The sequence below is a fragment of the Variovorax fucosicus genome (genome assembly GCF_030316825.1).
Classification (GTDB): Bacteria; Pseudomonadota; Gammaproteobacteria; order Burkholderiales; family Burkholderiaceae_C; genus Variovorax; species Variovorax fucosicus.
The window spans coordinates 506,512-522,815 of record NZ_JASZYU010000001.1 but is presented as its reverse complement, the minus strand read 5'-3'; the positions used below and the strand labels follow the sequence as shown (position 1 = coordinate 522,815).

17 protein-coding genes are annotated in these 16,304 nt (G+C 66.3%); 13 read left to right on the top strand and 4 right to left on the bottom strand.

The annotated features are described in order from the left end of the window. Positions 1 to 24: 24 nt before the first annotated feature. From QTI05_RS02420 to QTI05_RS02400, 5 genes are all read left to right on the top strand, one after another. Positions 25 to 1,029: a VOC family protein gene (locus tag QTI05_RS02420; protein ID WP_286622773.1), complete on the top strand. Its 1,005-nt coding sequence runs from the start codon at positions 25 to 27 to the stop codon at positions 1,027 to 1,029. A 24-nt stretch (positions 1,030 to 1,053) separates the two neighbouring features. Further along, positions 1,054 to 1,584, top strand: coding sequence for a carboxymuconolactone decarboxylase family protein (locus QTI05_RS02415; RefSeq protein WP_286622772.1), 531 nt, complete (start codon positions 1,054 to 1,056; stop codon positions 1,582 to 1,584). 63 nt (positions 1,585 to 1,647) lie between these two features. Beyond that, entirely contained in the window at positions 1,648 to 2,871 is a 1,224-nt protein-coding gene (locus QTI05_RS02410; protein ID WP_286622771.1) for an amino acid ABC transporter substrate-binding protein, read from the top strand. 21 nt (positions 2,872 to 2,892) lie between these two features. After that, entirely contained in the window at positions 2,893 to 4,020 is a 1,128-nt protein-coding gene (locus QTI05_RS02405) for an alcohol dehydrogenase catalytic domain-containing protein (protein ID WP_286622770.1), read from the top strand. Then, complete coding sequence (locus QTI05_RS02400; protein ID WP_286622769.1) at positions 4,017 to 5,021, top strand: phosphotransferase family protein; 1,005 nt, start codon at positions 4,017 to 4,019, stop codon at positions 5,019 to 5,021. Before QTI05_RS02405 ends, QTI05_RS02400 begins: the two co-directional genes overlap by 4 nt. A 25-nt stretch (positions 5,022 to 5,046) precedes the next feature. Here QTI05_RS02400 and QTI05_RS02395 read toward each other — a convergent pair whose 3' ends face one another. Next, positions 5,047 to 6,012 (bottom strand): C-terminal binding protein, encoded by a 966-nt coding sequence (locus QTI05_RS02395; protein ID WP_286622768.1) that lies wholly within the window; start codon positions 6,010 to 6,012, stop codon positions 5,047 to 5,049. Then, complete coding sequence (locus QTI05_RS02390; protein ID WP_286542208.1) at positions 6,009 to 7,061, bottom strand: LacI family DNA-binding transcriptional regulator; 1,053 nt, start codon at positions 7,059 to 7,061, stop codon at positions 6,009 to 6,011. The genes QTI05_RS02395 and QTI05_RS02390 overlap by 4 nt, the downstream gene beginning before the upstream one ends. Positions 7,062 to 7,303: 242 nt before the next feature. Between QTI05_RS02390 and QTI05_RS02385 the strand changes: the two genes are divergently transcribed. Further along, positions 7,304 to 8,560, top strand: coding sequence for a porin (locus QTI05_RS02385; protein ID WP_286622767.1), 1,257 nt, complete (start codon positions 7,304 to 7,306; stop codon positions 8,558 to 8,560). Here QTI05_RS02385 and QTI05_RS02380 read toward each other — a convergent pair. Next, complete coding sequence (locus QTI05_RS02380) at positions 8,557 to 9,450, bottom strand: LysR family transcriptional regulator (protein ID WP_286542210.1); 894 nt, start codon at positions 9,448 to 9,450, stop codon at positions 8,557 to 8,559. The two genes, QTI05_RS02385 and QTI05_RS02380, sit on opposite strands and share 4 nt — an antisense overlap. A gap of 87 nt (positions 9,451 to 9,537) precedes the next feature. Between QTI05_RS02380 and QTI05_RS02375 the strand changes: the two genes are divergently transcribed. The 7 genes from QTI05_RS02375 (at position 9,538) to dmpG (ending at position 15,030) form a co-directional block, all read left to right on the top strand. After that, positions 9,538 to 10,515, top strand: a complete 978-nt coding sequence (locus tag QTI05_RS02375) for a tripartite tricarboxylate transporter substrate binding protein (protein ID WP_286622766.1) — start codon at positions 9,538 to 9,540, stop codon at positions 10,513 to 10,515. 31 nt (positions 10,516 to 10,546) lie between these two features. After that, on the top strand, positions 10,547 to 11,071 hold the full coding sequence (locus tag QTI05_RS02370) for a GlcG/HbpS family heme-binding protein (RefSeq protein WP_286622765.1): 525 nt from the start codon (positions 10,547 to 10,549) through the stop codon (positions 11,069 to 11,071). Positions 11,072 to 11,155: 84 nt separating this feature from the next. Beyond that, a complete protein-coding gene (gene mhpD, locus QTI05_RS02365; RefSeq protein ID WP_286622764.1) occupies positions 11,156 to 11,974 on the top strand; it encodes a 2-keto-4-pentenoate hydratase in 819 nt (272 codons plus the stop codon). Further along, a complete protein-coding gene (locus QTI05_RS02360; RefSeq protein WP_286622763.1) occupies positions 11,971 to 12,738 on the top strand; it encodes a 2-keto-4-pentenoate hydratase in 768 nt (255 codons plus the stop codon). The genes mhpD and QTI05_RS02360 overlap by 4 nt, the downstream gene beginning before the upstream one ends. A 15-nt stretch (positions 12,739 to 12,753) precedes the next feature. After that, a complete protein-coding gene (locus QTI05_RS02355; RefSeq protein ID WP_286622762.1) occupies positions 12,754 to 12,996 on the top strand; it encodes a 4-oxalocrotonate tautomerase family protein in 243 nt (80 codons plus the stop codon). A gap of 10 nt (positions 12,997 to 13,006) precedes the next feature. Then, positions 13,007 to 13,966: an acetaldehyde dehydrogenase (acetylating) gene (locus QTI05_RS02350; protein ID WP_286622761.1), complete on the top strand. Its 960-nt coding sequence runs from the start codon at positions 13,007 to 13,009 to the stop codon at positions 13,964 to 13,966. Further along, positions 13,963 to 15,030 (top strand): 4-hydroxy-2-oxovalerate aldolase, encoded by a 1,068-nt coding sequence (gene dmpG / locus QTI05_RS02345; protein ID WP_286622760.1) that lies wholly within the window; start codon positions 13,963 to 13,965, stop codon positions 15,028 to 15,030. The genes QTI05_RS02350 and dmpG overlap by 4 nt, the downstream gene beginning before the upstream one ends. On the opposite strand, the gene QTI05_RS02340 is transcribed toward dmpG, so the two are convergent. Then, positions 15,031 to 16,257: a M20 family metallopeptidase gene (locus QTI05_RS02340; protein ID WP_286622759.1), complete on the bottom strand. Its 1,227-nt coding sequence runs from the start codon at positions 16,255 to 16,257 to the stop codon at positions 15,031 to 15,033. Positions 16,258 to 16,304 lie beyond the last annotated feature (47 nt).

The following is a 16,304-nucleotide window of genomic DNA, read 5'->3' as shown; positions in this document are numbered from 1 at the left end:
AACCACCCGTCCGCGAGGTACCTCATGCTTCCTGTCGTCAATCTTCGTCCGCCGTTCAACATCACGCGTGCCAGCCACGTCGTCCTCCATGTCGCCGATCTTGCAAGGAGCCGCGACTTCTACGTCAACATCGTCGGGCTCGTGGTCTCCGAGGAAGAAGACGGCGTTTGCTACCTGCGCGGCCTGGCCGAAGCCTGCCACCACAGCCTGGTGCTGGTGCAGTCGCGCGGCGAGCAGACCTGCAAGCGAATCGGCTTTCGCGTCTTCTTCGAGGAAGACCTCGACAGTGCCTACCAGTTCTTCAAAGCCGAGGGACTTGCTGCCGAATGGGTCGAGGTTCCGCACCAGGGGCGCACGCTCCACGTGGAGGATCCGATCGGCACCAAGATCGAGCTCTGCGCCCAGATGAAGACGCTGCCGCGGATGTACCTGAAGGTCGAGAGCTTCACCGGCGCGCATGCGCAGCGGCTCGACCACTATCAGTTGCTGGCGCCGGACACCTACGCGCTGTGCGAGTTCTACAGCAGGCTGGGCTTTCGCAACTCCGAGTACATCGCCCATGGGGACAAGCTGCTGGGTGCGTTCATGTACCGCAAGGGCACCTGCCTCGACCTGGCAATCGTGCAGGGCGCGGGGCCGCGCCTGCACCACTTCGCCTACACCGTCTCGGAGTCGCACAACATCTTTACCGCCTGCGACCTGGCGGGCAACTACGGCTATGCCGCTTCGGTAGAGCGGGGCCCTGGCCGCCATGGGCCGGGCGGGATGCTGTTCGTCTATCTGCGCGATCCGGATGGCCATCGCGTGGAGCTGTTCAACAGCCACTACCAGACCATCGACATCGAGATCGAACCAGTCAGGTGGGAGGCGGCTTCGCTGAGTACCAATGTGCGCTGGGGGATTCCTGCGCCGGCGCGCTGGTACTTCGAGGCGACCGCCTTCGCGGGCGCTGCCCTCATCGAACCGGCCGAAAAACCCAATCCCCAAACGCTGGAGAGCTATGCGTTGGCGCTCTCCGCCCAGAAATAAAGAAAGACGAGAAAGGTCACTGTCATGGCACGAGTCAAATATCTTCAACGTTCGGACACCGACGCCGACCAGGCCCTGTTCGACAGGCTGGAACGCGAGCGCAAGGTGCCCACCGCCAACATCTTCAGTGCGCTGGCGAACGCGCCGCAGGCGCTGGACGGGTTCATCTCCTATGCCAATTCGTTGCGCGGCTCCCAACTGAGCCCGAAGCTGCGCGAGTTGGCGATCCTCACCGTCGGCCATTGCACAGGGTCGGTGTACGAGATCGCACATCACCAGTCGCATGGCTTGAATGCGGGCATCAGTGCGCAACAGCTCCAGGCCGTGCCCGAATTCGAAAGTTCTCCGCTGTTCAATGAAGAGGAGCGCGCCGTCATGGCGTTGGCACGCGAGTCGACCCTGAAGGTCGATGTGAGCGAGCCCACCTGGCGCAAGGCCGCTGCCTTCCTGTCCGAGCGCGAGCAGGTGGAGCTGGTTCTCACGATCGGTTGGTACAACTCCGGCGTTCGCATCATGGGTGCTCTCGCCATCGAGCTCGAGGACGGATACCACTGACAGCCGCCGCACGCCGGGCCGGCGTCGTCCGAGCCGGTCATCCGAAATTCGAGGAGACAAACGATGAGCATTACCAAATTTCAAAGACAGCGTCGAACCCTTCTTGCCGCGGGAGGCACCCTGGTTCTGGCACATGGACTGCCCGTTCACGCGCAGGCGGGAGGCGGCGCAGAGCCGATCCGGGTGGGCGGCACGCTGCCCCTCACCGGGCCCCTTGCGCCGGTGGGCGGAATCCACAAGGTCGCGGCCGAGGTGTTCGTCGATGCGCTGAACAAGCGCGGCGGATTGCTGGGCCGCAAGGTGGAGCTCATGCTGCTGGACGACCAGTCACAGCCGGGCAACGCGCGCACCTTGTACGAACGCCTCATCACGCGGGAAAAGGTCGATCTGCTGATGGGGCCCTATGGCACCAGCTCGATCATCGCCGCGATGGGCGTGGCGCAGCGTTTCGGCAAGCTGTTCATCCAGAGCAGCCTTGGCGACCCGAGCCTGGCGCCCTACGACATGCAGTTTCCGGCGCTGCCGCTGGGGCCGGAGCCGCGGCTGGCCGATACCGAGGTGCTGCTCGACGCCTACGCCAGCACGGCCACACCGCCGAAGACCATCGCCTTCGTCACCAGCAAGTTTCCATCGGCCCTCGATCTCGCCAAGGGCGGGCAGGAGGTCGCGACCAAGCGGGGCCTGAAGACCGTGTTGTCGCTCGAGTACGAATTCGGAACGCGCGACTTCGGCGGCATTGCCGCGCGCATCAAGGACGCCGCGCCCGATCTGCTGTGGTCGGGCGCAGTCGGTCTCGAAGCGGCGCAGTTGCTCGATGCCATGAAGCGCATCGACTACCAGCCCGCGCGCCAGTTCCATCTGTTTCCCGCGCCGGGGCCGACCGTGTCGAATCCGCAGGCAGGCGGCCTGACCACACTCACCTGGTTCGAGGACCACGCGCCCTTCACGCAGAACGCGGGTGCCGCCGAGTTCATTGCGGCCTACAACGAGCGCGTGAAGGCAGCAGGCCTCGCCTGGCCGCACGTCGACTATCAGGCCGCAGCGGAGTTCGCGGCCTGGCAGATCCTGGAAGCCGCAACGACGGCCGTGGGCCGCCTTGACGACAAGGCCATGGCCGCATGGCTGCGGGCCAATCCGGTCAACACCGTGCTGGGGACACGCCGCTTCGACGGCAAGTTCAACAGCGGCGCGGCCGACACCAAGATCAAACAGGCCCAGAACGGCAAATGGGTCACCGTCTGGCCGCCCAAGTTTCGCCCTTCGGGCGCGGCATTCGTCGCCCCTTAAGTTTTTCAAGAAGAGGTTCCCATGAACAGAACAATGACCGCAGCCAGGCTGCACGCGCTCGGCACACCGATGTCGCTCGACACGATCCCGATTCCCCAACCCCGTCCCACCGACCTGCTGGTGAAGGTGATGGCGTGCGGCATCGTGCCCAACATGGCCAACGTCATCAACAACTGGCCGACCTGGTTTCCGCATCAGCCCCTGCCGCGTTTTCCGGCCATCTTCGGGCTGGACGCCGTCGGCGTCGTCGAAGAGGTTGGTGAAGCCGTGATCAATGCCAAGCCCGGGGATCGCGTCTACGTGAGTCCGCTGCGTTCCTGCGGCTCTTGCAGGGCGTGCCGCGCTGGCCAGCGCAGCCATTGCCGCTACTTCACCCTGAACGGCTACTTCAGCACGAGCCGGGACGGCCAGCGCATATTCGACCAGTATCCGTATGGTGGATTCAGCCAGTACATGACGGCGCCGGAGTACGCGATCGTCAACCTGCCGGACAACCTGAGCTTCGAGCAGGCCGGGCGCTTCGGCTATCTCGGTACCTCCTACGGCGCCTTGAAGAATGCCGGCGCCGGCCCGGGCCAGGTCGCGCTGATCGACGGCATCACGGGCACCCTGGGCGTCGCGGCCACGATGCTCGGGCTGGCCATGGGCCTGTCGCAGATCCTCGGCACCGGGCGCGACGAACGGCTGCTCGCCAGGATCAAGGCGCTGGCGCCCGATCGCATCCAGGTGATGACGCTCGGCGACGGCTCCACCGGCGATTGGGCCAAGTCGCTCACGGGCGGGGAGGGCGCCGACTTCGCCATCAGCGCACTGGGCGCGAAGGCGCCTGCAGCGACCATGCTCGACTCGATGAGGGGCGTGCGTCGCGGCGGCAAGGTGGTCAATGTGGGCGGCGTGGCGGAAGACCTGCCGATCGACGTGAAGTGGTTGATGGACGAGCAGATCCAGCTGATCGGATCTAACTGGTTCACGACGGCACAAGGCCAGGAGATGGCCGAGATGGTTCGCACCGGCACGCTCGACCTGTCGTACCTGGAGCATCGCGCCTTCCCGCTTACCCGCGTGAACGAGGCGATCTCCGGCCTGAAGGACCGCGACGGCGGCTTCAGCAACTACGTTGTGCTCCCTCAGGTTCTGGACGCGGCGTGAACAGTCCGGAATCTGCGTTCGGCGAATTCCTGGTCTCCCAGGGGCTTGCAAGTCCCCAGGAGCCGGCCTGCTGGCATTCGCTGGCGGGTGGCGTGTCGTCCGATATCTGGCGTGTCGAACTCCCGGGTCGATCGCTGTGCATCAAGCGCGCGCTCGCCCGGCTCAAGGTTTCCGCAGACTGGCAGGCCCCGGTGTCGCGCAATGCGTACGAATGGGCATGGCTGCAGTTTGCGGCGCGCCACGCGCCCGACAACGTGCCGCGTCCGCTCGCGCACGATCCCAAGGCGGGCGTCTTCGCGATGTCCTTTCTTGCACCTGAGGAACATCCGGTCTGGAAAGAGCAACTGATGGCCGGCGATGTCTCGACGCGCACGGCGCGTGCCGTAGGGAATGTTCTCGGAGAGCTGCATGCGGCAAGCGCCGGAAAGGGCGAGGTCGCAGCCGCGTTCGACACCACCGACAACTTTCGGGCGCTGCGTCTCGAGCCCTACTTCGTCGCGACGGCGCAGCGCCATCCGGCGCTGCGCGCCCCGCTGATGGATCTGGTGGAGCGCACGGCCGGGCTGCACATTGCACTGGTGCACGGCGACGTCAGCCCGAAGAACATCCTCGTCGGCCCGCGCGGGCCCGTGCTGCTCGACGCGGAGTGCGCCTGGTATGGAGACCCGGCCTTCGACCTGGCGTTCTGCCTGAACCACCTGCTGTTGAAGTGCCTTGCACGGCCGGACCGGCGCGAGGCGCTGCTCGCAGCCTTCGCGGCGCTGGTCGACGCCTACTTCGAGCAGGCCGGCTGGGAGCCGCGCGCGGAGCTCGAAGAACGTGCCGCCCGCTTGCTGCCGGCCCTACTGCTGGCCCGTATCGACGGCAAGTCGCCGGTCGAATATGTGAGCGAAGAAGCGCAGCGCGATGGGGTGCGCGCGTTCGCTGCCCCGCTGGTGCTGCGTCCCGCGAGCCGGCTCGCGCACATCGCAGGCGAGTGGGGCCGGGCAGCGGTTCGCTGAACCCGGCCACCGCCGGGCTGCAAGGCTATCTTTGCGGGCCGGCGTTGCGCGGCTGTTGCGGCGCCTCGCCGCGCAGCACTCTCACCACTTCCTCGGCCGCGCGCCGGCGCAGCTCGACCAGCGACGCGTCCGACGAGAAGGCGACATGGGGCGTGAGCATTGCGCCGGCGTGGGTTCGCAGCTCGGCCGGAACATCGGGTTCGGACTCGAGAACGTCCAGCGCGGCGGCGGACAGCTGGCCGCTGCCGAGTGCCTCGATCACGGCGTCCGTATCGACGACGCCGCCGCGGCTCACATTGATGAGAAGGCCACCAGGCGGCATTTGCGCGAGCCGCTCGCGGTTGACTAGGTGCCGCGTTGTTGCCGTCAGCGGCGCGTGCACGATCACGATGTCGCTCTGCGAGAACAGGGTGTCGAGTTCCACGCTCTGCACGCCATCGCCGTCGGCGGAAAGATGGGGATCGTGTGCCAGCACCCGGCAGCCGAAGGCGCCGAGCTTGCGCGCGGTCGCGCGGCCGATGCGCCCGAAGCCGACGATGCCGCAGGTGAGCGCGGCAAGGCGGCGCAGCCTGGCCGTCGCGGGGTCCCAGCGGCCGGCGCGCACGTCGCGGTCGAAGCAAACCAGCCCGCGCGTCCATGCGAGCGCGAAGCCGACCGCATGGTCCGACACTTCTTCCACGCAATAGTCCGGCACGTTGGTGACCCAGATGCCGCGTGCGGTCGCGGCGTCGACCGCGATGTTGTCGAGTCCCACGCCGAGCCTGGCAACGATCTTGAGTTCCGGCGCGGCAGTGATGGCGCTGGCCGATACAGGCGCCCAGCAGGTGAGGATGGCCGAAGGCTGGTGCTCGCGCGCCAGCGCTTCAATGGCGTCCGCGGGCAAGGGCGTGGCCGGGCCGCTCACGAGGCGCATGCCGGCGGCTTCCACGATGCCTCGCTCGATGCTGTCGTCGGGCCAGGCGTAGTCGGTGAGAAAAACGGTGTGGGTCATGGTGCGGGTTGGCGAAGACGTGGCTGGCTGCGGCCGGCATTGGCCGCCTCCAAGGCCCGGGTGCTGCCGCGCACGACGAGCGTGGGCGGCGAGACGGCGCTGTAGGGCGCTGCGTTGGCAGACTTCTGCTTCAGCTGGTGGATGAACCAGAGCCCGCAGGCGGTGGCCAGTTCGGAGACCGGCAGGCTCATGGTCGTGAGGCCAGGGCCCCACCATCTGAAGCCCAGCTCGTCGCCGAAGCCGACCACCGACAGTTGTTCGGGCACGCTGACGCCGCTGGCCAGAAGCTCTTCCAGCACGCCCTGCGTGTTCTGCACCGAGCCCAGCACCACCGCCGTGGGCGGGTTGCGCTGCGCGAGCAGGCGCCGGATCGCATCGCGGCCGAAGTCCGTCGACGCGGGCGCGCCGAGTTCCTCGCGCGCATGCGCGGCACCCTTGCTACCGGCCAGGGCGCTGTGAAAGCCTTGCAGCCGCGCGGCGCCGGTGGGCAGATCGGTGGTGCCGCCGATGTAGGCGATGCGCTGGTGGCCGAGCTCGACCAGGTGACGCGTCGCCTGGAACAGCGCCTGCGCGTCATCGATGCCGAACCAGTGCTCGCCCAGCGCCGCATGCCGGCGCAGCAACTGGATGCGCGGTGTCATCTTGAGCAGGCGCACCGACTCCGGATGCGGCCGCGCGGTCGGCACGATGATGATGCCGGCCACGTTGACGCTGGTGAGTTCGCGGATGTGGCGCAACTCGACCAGCCGGTCGTCGTCGGTCTCCGACAGTGTGAGCTGCAGATCCGCGCTCTCCAGGCATTTCGACAAGGCGTGCGCGATGGTCGAGTAGAAGCTGTTGCGGATGTCCGGAACGACCAGGCCCACCAGGTTGCTGGAGGCCCCGCGCATCATGCGCGCCGCGCGGTTGGCGACATAGCCCAACTCGTTCGCGACCTCGCCCACCTTCTGCTTCATGGCGGAACTGATGCGCGGGTCGTCGGACAGGGCCCGGCCCACGGTGGAAGCGGAGACCTCGAGGCGCCGGGCAATGTCTTTGATCGTGACCATGGGTAGGGTGCGTGCAGGAATGCACTAACGATAGCACGACAGATTCAGATTGCCAACACAACGCGTTGACTTTCCCATGGCGATCCTTTTAGAATTTATGCTAACGATAGCATAAAAATAAGAAGCATGCCGCATCCCGACGCCGGATCGGACTGATCCACCACCCGGCAGCCTTGCCTGGATCACAACGAAAACAGGAGACAAACGTGAAGCACAAACCTTGTGTACGTCATGGAGATAAATTGAAGAATGCATTGCTTGGCATGCTTGCCATCGGCTCGACCGGCATGGCCTGCGCCCAGTCGTCGGTCACGCTGTTCGGCGTCGTCGACGCCTCGATCAGCCACTACAGCAGCAAGTCGGAGGATCGCAACGGCGCAACGCCAGCGTCGCCGCTCTACGTCAACCAGGGCTCGCGCACTGTCAGCAGTACCGTGCTTGCGAACTCGGCCTACAACAACAGCCGCCTGGGCTTCCGGGGCACGGAGGATCTTGGCGGAGGGCTCGCAGCCGGTTTCTGGCTCGAAAGCCCTCTGACCAACGACGATGGCGTGACCGGCCTTGCGAACTTCGGCCGGCGTTCCACGGTGAGCCTCATGGGCGGATTCGGCGAGATTCGTCTGGGGCGCGACTTCGCGCCGACCTTCTGGGCCGACACGATCTACGACCCTTTTGGTGCGGTGGGCGTCGGCGCCAACCTGATCTCTTCTGCCAGCCTCTTCAATACCACCGGCGGTGCCGGCGGATTCGGCGGCAACGCCAACTACCTGCGCGTCAGCAACTCCATCGGCTATTTCCTGCCGCCTTCGCTCGGGGGCTTCTATGGCCAGTTCATGTATGCGCTGCACGAGAACCGAAGCTACGACCCCGGCACCACGACACCGCCGGGGGTGAACCCCCTCACCGGACAGGTGAACCCCGGCACCGTTGCAAGCACCCGCGCTGGACGCTATGTGGGAGGCCGCATCGGCTATGCCAACGGCCCCTTCGACATTGCGCTCGCCTATGGCAGCAGCACGGTGGGTGACGACTATTTCGCGGGCACCACCGACAGTGTGAAGGCGGCCAATCTGGGCGCGTCGTACGACTTCGGCCCCGTCAAGCTTTTCGGCGAACTGTCCCGCGTCAGCAAGACGCGCGACTATGCGGCCACGCCGTTGCTTCCATTGCCCGACACCGACCTCACGGGCTGGCTGATCGGCGCGACCGTCCCGGTCGGGCCAGGCCTGATCCGCGCCTCCTATGCACGCGTCAAGTACGACCTGAATTCGGTGGCCACCGCCACCGCGCCGGCGGTGCCCGACCCGAAAGCCGGCAAGCTCAGCCTCGGCTACGTGCACAACCTTTCCAAGCGCACGGCGCTGTATGCAACCGTCGCCCGCATCAGCAACAAGAACGGGGCGGCGCTGACGGTGGGCGGGTCGGCCTTCATCAGCACCAGTGTGTTCACGCCGAAGACTTCAACCGGCTACGACTTCGGCATCCGCCACGCGTTCTAGCGCGCTGCCGGCGGCGCGACGATGAAGTCGACGAAGCCTTGTGCCGCGTGGGAGAGCGAAACGCCTGCGCGTTGCACGAGCGAGACCTCGCGGTCGATCAGGGGGTTCTCCACCCGGCGCCAACCGATCCGCGCAGGATCCGCGAGCTTCACTGCATAGCCGGGGAGGATGGCGACGCCGAGCCCGGCGTCCACCATCCCGATGAGCGAGCCCGCATAGTTGGCCTCCCTGGCGGGCTTCAGCATCAGCCCGGCGGCCGCGAAGCCTGCTTCGGTGAGGTCGCGGAACACGCTGCCGCGGCGCAATGCAAGCACCGGCTCCTGTGCGATGTCCGTCCAGGTCAGTTTCTTAAGGCGGCTGAATGCATGCCCAGCCGGGAATGCGGCGGCCATGGCTTCCGAAAAGAGCAGGGTGCGCTGGATGTCGACTTCATCCGACGCGAAGGTGCCGATGCCGACGTCGGCCGCACCGCTGCGCACCAGTGGCAGTACCTGGTTGGGCAGCGTGTCCTGCAGCACGACCTCGATGCCAGGGTACAGCGCGCAGAAGGCCGCCAGGATCGGCGGAAGGTAGGTGCTCGACAGAACCAGCGGAGCCGCCACCACGACGCGCCCGCGTTCCCGCGCCACGAGCTTGTCCACGCCCGCGATCGCCGACTCGAGCTCGGCCAGGATCCGTTCCGCGCGGGGGAAGAAGTCGCTGCCCGCCGCCGTCAGGGCCACGGTTCGCGTGGTGCGGTCGAACAGCCGGCTCTCGATGGCGCTTTCAAGTTCGCGCACCAGCAGGCTGAGGGCCGATTGCGTGACGTACATGGCCTGTGCGGCACGGGTGAAGCTGCCAAGCCGTGCGACCAGCACGAAAGCCCGCAACTGGCGGAGAGTCACATTCATGAGCGGAGCCAATCATTCGATTGGAAAGTCTCGATTGAATCATAGGCACGCGCGTCTTCTAATCACTCCAACAGAAAGACCAGAGACATGAAACGCCGTGAACTCCTCCTCGCCTCCGTGCCAGCGCTCGCTGCCGCCGCCTTGCCGTCATGGAGTGCTGCGCAGCCTGCTTATCCGGGCTCGCCCGTCAAGGTGCTGGTGGGCTTTCCGCCTGGCACGGCAACAGACATAGGGGTGCGCGCCGTCGTGGACCAGATGGCCAGGCGCCTGGGCCAACCCTTCATCGTGGACAACCGGCCCGGCGCCGGCAGCAACATCGCCGCCAAGGCCGTGGCCACGGCGCCGCCCGATGGCTACACCGTCTTCGCGATCACGATCGCCAACATCATCAACGCCGCGTTCCCGGTCCCCAATGCAGTCGATCCGCTGAAAGACTTCAAGCCGATCACGCTGATCGGCAACGTGCCCAATGTCCTGGTGGTTCATCCCTCGCTGAAGGTGACGACCGTTGCCGAACTCATTGCGCTCGCCAAGGCCAAGCCGGGCTCGCTGGCCTTTGCCTCGTCGGGCGTCGGCACCTCGCCCCATCTGTCGGGTGAATTGTTCGCACGGATGGCCGACGTCAAGATGGTTCACGTCCCGTACAAGGGAAGCACGCCCGCGGTGACGGACTTGCTCGGCGGCCAGGTGCAGCTCATGTTCTCGCCGGCCTCGACCGTGCTGCCGCATGTGCGTGCGAACAAGCTGGTGGCGCTGGCCGTCACCAGCCCTCGCAGAACCTCGAGCGCGCCGGAGCTGCACACGCTTGACGAATCGGGGTTGAAGGGCTTCGACACCTCGGTGTGGATGGGGCTGATGGCACCGGCCCAGACGCCAGCCAGCGTGATCGGCACGCTGCGCACCGCGGCCCACGCGGCGCTCGATTCGAGCGAGCTTCAGGCGATCTACAAGGCGCAGGCCATCGACGTTCTCAAGACCAGCGACGAGGAGCTGCCCCGCTTCCTGCAGAGCGAGGGCGCGCGGTGGTCGAAGTTCATTCAGCAGACGGGCATCAAGCCCGAGTGAGAACAGCATTTTTTAAAGAAGGAATACCGAAATGTCCAAACTGCGTGCCACGGAATGCCGCGAATTCATCGATGCGGTCACCGCGAAAGCGGCCGAGATGGGGGTGCCCATCTCCGTTGCCATCGTCGGGCCGGAAGGGCATCTGATCGCGCTCGAGCGCATGGACGAGGCGGGCTTCATCACCCCGGACACGGCCCGTGCCAAGGCCTTCACCGTCACCGCTTTCCGCTCGATGAGCCCGCGTTTCAGCGACGGCCTGGTCATTCAACAATGGTTCAGGGAGCGCAACCCGCAGATGATGATCAACGCGTCGGTCTTCACCAACGGCCAGATCGTCGCCTCCGGTGGCTGTGCGCCCGTGTTCAAGGGCAACGAGATGGTCGGCGCCTACGGCATCAGCGGTGCAACGAGCGACCAGGACGAAGAGATCGGCCAGTACGCCCGCGCGAAGGTGGGGTGGGCGCACATGCCAGCCGAAGACACGACGCCTGAAAGCGTGAAGAAGCACGTGAACGAGATCTACAGCAAGGTCGGCCTGCAAGGCCGCGCCCTCTGAACGCCGTGCCCGGCAGCTGAGCCTGCCCGCCGACCCTTCCTCGAACTTTCAATATGCCCGCCGTGCGCGGGCAACGGAGAACCCATGCCTTCCCAACCAGCCGTGCTGGCTGAAGCAGCCGATGCCCTGTGGGGCGCGGCCAAGACCGGCCACTACATCCCGCCGTTGAGGGCCACTTACCCCGGCCTGGATGCGGCCGATGCCTACGCCATCCAGCGCAGGAACACCGAGCGCCGACTGGCCGCAGGCCGGCGCGTGGTCGGATGCAAGATCGGCCTGACGGCACGCGCCGTCCAGGCGCAGCTCGGTGTGGACCAGCCCGATTTCGGCGTGCTGTTCGATGACATGAGCTTTGGCGACGCGGAGCCGATCTCGATGCAGCGCCTTCATCAACCGAAGGTCGAGGCGGAGATCGCCTTCGTGCTCGGTCGGGATCTCGACATGAGCAACCCCGGGCACGCGGACGTGGTCAAGGCCGTGGACCACGTCCTTCCGGCGATCGAAATCGTGGGCAGCCGCATCGCGGGCTGGGACATCCGTTTCGTCGACACGGTCGCGGACAACGCATCCTCCGGCGCCTTCGTACTGGGTGGATCGCCAAGGCTTCTCAGGGAGGTCGACCTCCGGCTGTGCGGCATGGTCATGAACCGCCGCGGCGAGCCGGTGTCGGTCGGCGCGGGCGCGGCTTGCCTTGGCAACCCGATCAATGCAGTGGTCTGGCTGGCCCGCACCATGGCCGCGCTCGGCCAACCGTTGCGCGCCGGCGACCTGGTGCTGTCGGGCGCACTCGGCCCGATGGTGCCGGTGGCACCCGGCGACGTCTTCGAAACCCACATCAACGGCCTCGGCAGCGTCAAGGCCGTGTTCGAAGCCGCTGCTGCCGTTGCCAAGGAGTCGACATGAGCCACATCCTCGAATTCGCGCAACTGCTGGACGATGCGGCCCGCGATGCAAGGGCAGTGCCGCAGATCGACCCGAAGGGTGAGCTCTCGCTGCCCGATGCCTACGCGATCCAGTTCGCCTCGATCCGGCGACGCGTTGTGCGCGGCGAGCGCCGCGTCGGCGTGAAGATGGGCTTCACGAGCCGCGCCAAGATGGTTCAGATGGGCATCGACGACGTCATCTGGGGGCGCCTGTCGAGCAGCATGCAGGTGGAGGAGGGCACTTCCGTGAAGTTCGCGCGCTTCGTGCATCCGCGCGTCGAGCCGGAACTGGCCTTCGTGCTGAAGAAGCCGCTGGCCGGCGACGCCACGTTGGTCGAGGCGCTTGCCGCGGTCGAAGCCGTGGCGCCGGCGCTCGAGATCATCGACTCGCGCTACCAGGACTTCAAGTTCAGCCTGCCCGACGTGATCGCGGACAACGCCTCGTCGAGCGGCTTCGTGGTGGGTGCCTGGAGCGACCCGCACCAGGACTTCAGCAATCTGGGCCTGACGATGAGCATCGACGGACGCGTGGTCCAAGTGGGTTCCACTGCCGCCATCCTGGGCCATCCACTGCGCTCGCTGGTTGCCGCGGCGCGCCTCTCGGCGGCGGCCGGCGAGCCGCTGCAGGCCGGCTGGGTAGTGATGGCGGGCGGCGCCACGCCGGCCGAATGGATCAAGCCGGGCCAGTACGTCTCGATCGAGATGGAGCGCCTCGGAACCGCAGGCTTCCACGTCGAGGAGTGAACCGTGCCCGTTGCCTTGATCAAGATCATCGAGGGGCGCAGCCCCGAAAGAAAGCGCCAGCTGATAGAGAGCGTTTCGCAGGCCATGGCGGACAGCCTCGAGATGCCGCTCGATGCCGTGCGGGTTCTTCTCCACGAATACCCGGCAGGCCATTGGGGACGCGGCGGCCGCCTGGTGTCCGACATCCTTGACAGGGCGCCCCCCGAACCACCCGGCGCCCAAGTGGCCGACGCGACGGCCAAGCTGCTCGCGAACTGAAAGAAGCAACATGGCGAACAAACTGAAGGTCGCGATCATCGGCCCCGGCAACATCGGCACCGACCTGATGATCAAGGTCATGCGCAACGGCAAGCACCTCGAGATGGGTGCGATGGTCGGGGTCGATCCGAAATCCGATGGCCTGGCCCGCGCCGAGCGCTTCGGCATCGCCACCACGGCAGATGGCATCGAAGGGCTGGTGCAGCTCGGTGTGTTCAGCGACATCGACATCGTGTTCGATGCCACCTCGGCCGGCGCCCACAAGCGCCACAACGAGGTGCTGCAGGCCCATGGCGTGCAGGTCATCGACCTGACGCCCGCGGCGATCGGCCCCTATGTGATCCCGGCGATCAACCTCGATGCGGAAAACGCCAGCAACATGAACATGGTGACCTGCGGCGGGCAGGCGACCATCCCCATGGTGGCCGCCGTGTCGCGCGTTGCCAGGGTGCACTATGCCGAGATCGTCGCTTCGATCTCGAGCAAGAGCGCCGGCCCCGGAACGCGCGCCAACATCGACGAGTTCACCGAAACCACCCGCGCCGCGATCGAGAAGCTCGGCGGCGCAGCGCGCGGCAAGGCGATCATCGTGCTGAACCCGGCGGAGCCGCCGCTGATCATGCGCGACACGGTGTTCGTGCTGTCCGAGGCGGCCGACCAGGCAGCGGTGGAAGCCAGCATCGCGCAGATGGTGGCGAGCGTGCAGGCCTACGTGCCAGGCTACCGCCTGAAGCAGCGTGTGCAGTTCGACGTGATCCCGGCCGACCGGCCGCTCAACGTGCCCGGGCTCGGCCTGCGGCACGGGCTCAAGACCTCGGTGTACCTCGAGGTCGAAGGTGCCGCGCACTACCTGCCGGCCTATGCCGGAAACCTCGACATCATGACCTCGGCCGCGCTCGCGTGCGCCGAGTTGATGGCGCAACGGCGCATCGCCAGCGGCATCGCCCGCGGCCTGAAGGAGTTGGCATGAAGCCAGGCAACAAGCTCTACATCAGCGATGTCACCCTGCGTGACGGCAGCCATGCCATTCGGCACCAGTACAGCATCGCCAACGTAAAGGCTATCGCTGCGGCACTCGATGCAGCCGGCGTCGATAGCATCGAGGTCGCGCATGGGGACGGGCTGGAAGGCTCCAGCTTCAACTACGGCTTCGGTGCGCACACCGATGTCGAATGGATCGCGGCAGTGGCCGAAACGGTGAAAACCGCCAAGGTCGCAACCTTGCTGCTGCCCGGCATCGGCACCACGCACGACCTGCGCAACGCCTACGACGCAGGCGCGCGCATCGTGCGCGTCGCAACACATTGCACCGAGGCCGACGTGTCGCGCCAGCATCTGGAATACGCACGCGAACTCGGCATGGAGCCGGTGGGCTTTCTGATGATGAGCCACATGACCACGCCGAAGAAGCTGGCCGAGCAGGCGCTGCTGATGGAAAGCTATGGCGCCAGCTGCGTCTACGTGGTCGACTCTGGCGGCGCTCTCGGCATGGACGACGTGCGCGACCGGTTCCGCGCGTTCAAGGAGGTGCTGAGAGCCGATACGCAGACCGGCATCCACGCGCACCACAACCTGAGCCTTGGCGTGGCGAACTCCATCGTTGCGGTGGAAGAGGGCTGCGACCGCATCGACGCCAGCCTGGCCGGCATGGGCGCCGGTGCCGGCAACGCGCCGCTCGAGGTGTTCATCGCGGCGGCCGAGCGCCAGGGCTGGCGTCACGGCACCGATCTCTACAAGCTGATGGACGCGGCCGACGACCTGGTGCGCCCGCTGCAGGACCGTCCGGTGCGCGTCGACCGCGAGACGCTGGCGCTGGGCTATGCGGGCGTCTATTCAAGTTTCCTGCGCCATGCCGAAGCGGCCGCGAAGAAGTACGACCTGAAAACCGTGGACATCCTCGTCGAACTGGGCGCTCGCAAGATGGTGGGCGGCCAGGAAGACATGATCGTCGACGTGGCGCTCGACCTGCTGCGTCGATCCGGACAAGGCGGTGTGCATTCCGGATCCGCGGCGGGCGAGCTGGCCCCGCGCTGATCAGCCCAGCAGGTCGGCCAGCGTGCGCGCGATCACCTTGGTGGCGCGGCGCAGGTCTTCCAGCTGCAGGCGCTCGTCGCTGCGCTTGGCATGCGACTCCAGCACGGTGCGCGGGCCGGCGCCGTAGATCACGCCGGGAATGCCGGCCTCGCCGTACAGCCGCACGTCGGTGTAGAGCGGTGTGCCCATGGCCTTGATGGGCTCGCCGAACAGTTGCTGGCCGTGCTTCTGGATCGCCTCGACCAGCGGCTTGTTGCCGGCCAGCGGCTGCATTGCGTTGGCGAGCAGCATCCGCTTGATGTCGACCGTGATGCCGGCGCTCTGCGCGGCCGCATCGGCAATCACCTTGCGGATGTTCGCTTCGACCTCGACCGGGTTCTCTTCCGGGATCATGCGGCGATCCAGCTTGAACACGACCTTGCCGGGCACGACGTTGGTGTTGGTGCCGCCCTCGATGCGGCCGACGTTGAGGTAGGGGTGCGTGATGCCCTCGACCTTCGAGGTGACCTGCTGGTAGAGCGTGTTCTGCGCGTAGAGCGCGTTAAGGATCTTCACCGCGCCCTGCAGCGCGTCGACGCCGGTGGTGGGGATGGCGGCGTGCGCCATCTTGCCGTGCACCGTCACTTCCATTTGCAGGCAGCCGTTGTGAGCCGTGACCACCTCGTAGCTGAAGCCGGCTGCGATCATCAGGTCGGGTTTGGTCAGTCCGTTCTTGAGCAGCCAGCCCGGGCCGAGAATGCCGCCGAACTCTTCGTCGTAGGTGAAGTGCAATTCGACGCTTCCCTTGGCAGGCCTGGCGACGGCTTCGAGCGCGCGCAGCGCAAAGGTGAAGCTCGCGAAGTCGCTCTTGCTGACCGCGGTGGCGCGGCCGTAGATGGCGCCGTTGTCGATCTCGCCGCCATAAGGGTCGTGCGACCAGCCTTCGCCGGGCGGCACCACGTCGCCGTGGGCGTTGAGTGCGACCGTCAATCCGGCGGCGCCGTACCTGCGCCGCACGATCAGGTTGGTGATCGATTCGAGGCCGTAGTCGTTGACCTCCTGTGTCGGCACGGCATGCTTTTCGGCCTCGAAGCCGAAGTCCTTCAGCAGCTCGGCCGTGCGCTCGGCGTGCGGCGCGTTGTTGCCGGGCGGCGTGTCGGTGGGCACCTGGATCAGTTGCTGCAGGAACTTCACTTCATCGTCGAAGTGGGCGTCGATCCAGGCGTCGAGAGCGCTGTAGTCGTTCATAAGGCGGGCGTTTGGGCTTGTGTTGCGGGGGGACACCGTGGAACCGG

Excerpts from the sequence above, each read along its gene's own strand:
- dmpG (WP_286622760.1), top strand. The coding sequence starts at position 13,963 with ATGAAGCCAGGCAACAAGCTCTACATCAGCGATGTCACCCTGCGTGAC.
- QTI05_RS02420 (WP_286622773.1), top strand. The coding sequence starts at position 25 with ATGCTTCCTGTCGTCAATCTTCGTCCGCCGTTCAACATCACGCGTGCC.
- QTI05_RS02370 (WP_286622765.1), top strand. The coding sequence starts at position 10,547 with ATGTCCAAACTGCGTGCCACGGAATGCCGCGAATTCATCGATGCGGTC.
- QTI05_RS02350 (WP_286622761.1), top strand. The coding sequence starts at position 13,007 with ATGGCGAACAAACTGAAGGTCGCGATCATCGGCCCCGGCAACATCGGC.
- QTI05_RS02375 (WP_286622766.1), top strand. The coding sequence starts at position 9,538 with ATGAAACGCCGTGAACTCCTCCTCGCCTCCGTGCCAGCGCTCGCTGCC.
- QTI05_RS02405 (WP_286622770.1), top strand. The coding sequence starts at position 2,893 with ATGAACAGAACAATGACCGCAGCCAGGCTGCACGCGCTCGGCACACCG.
- QTI05_RS02340 (WP_286622759.1), bottom strand. The coding sequence starts at position 16,257 with ATGAACGACTACAGCGCTCTCGACGCCTGGATCGACGCCCACTTCGAC.
- QTI05_RS02380 (WP_286542210.1), bottom strand. The coding sequence starts at position 9,450 with ATGAATGTGACTCTCCGCCAGTTGCGGGCTTTCGTGCTGGTCGCACGG.
- QTI05_RS02410 (WP_286622771.1), top strand. The coding sequence starts at position 1,648 with ATGAGCATTACCAAATTTCAAAGACAGCGTCGAACCCTTCTTGCCGCG.
- QTI05_RS02390 (WP_286542208.1), bottom strand. The coding sequence starts at position 7,061 with ATGGTCACGATCAAAGACATTGCCCGGCGCCTCGAGGTCTCCGCTTCC.
- QTI05_RS02395 (WP_286622768.1), bottom strand. The coding sequence starts at position 6,012 with ATGACCCACACCGTTTTTCTCACCGACTACGCCTGGCCCGACGACAGC.
- QTI05_RS02415 (WP_286622772.1), top strand. The coding sequence starts at position 1,054 with ATGGCACGAGTCAAATATCTTCAACGTTCGGACACCGACGCCGACCAG.
- QTI05_RS02360 (WP_286622763.1), top strand. The coding sequence starts at position 11,971 with ATGAGCCACATCCTCGAATTCGCGCAACTGCTGGACGATGCGGCCCGC.
- mhpD (WP_286622764.1), top strand. The coding sequence starts at position 11,156 with ATGCCTTCCCAACCAGCCGTGCTGGCTGAAGCAGCCGATGCCCTGTGG.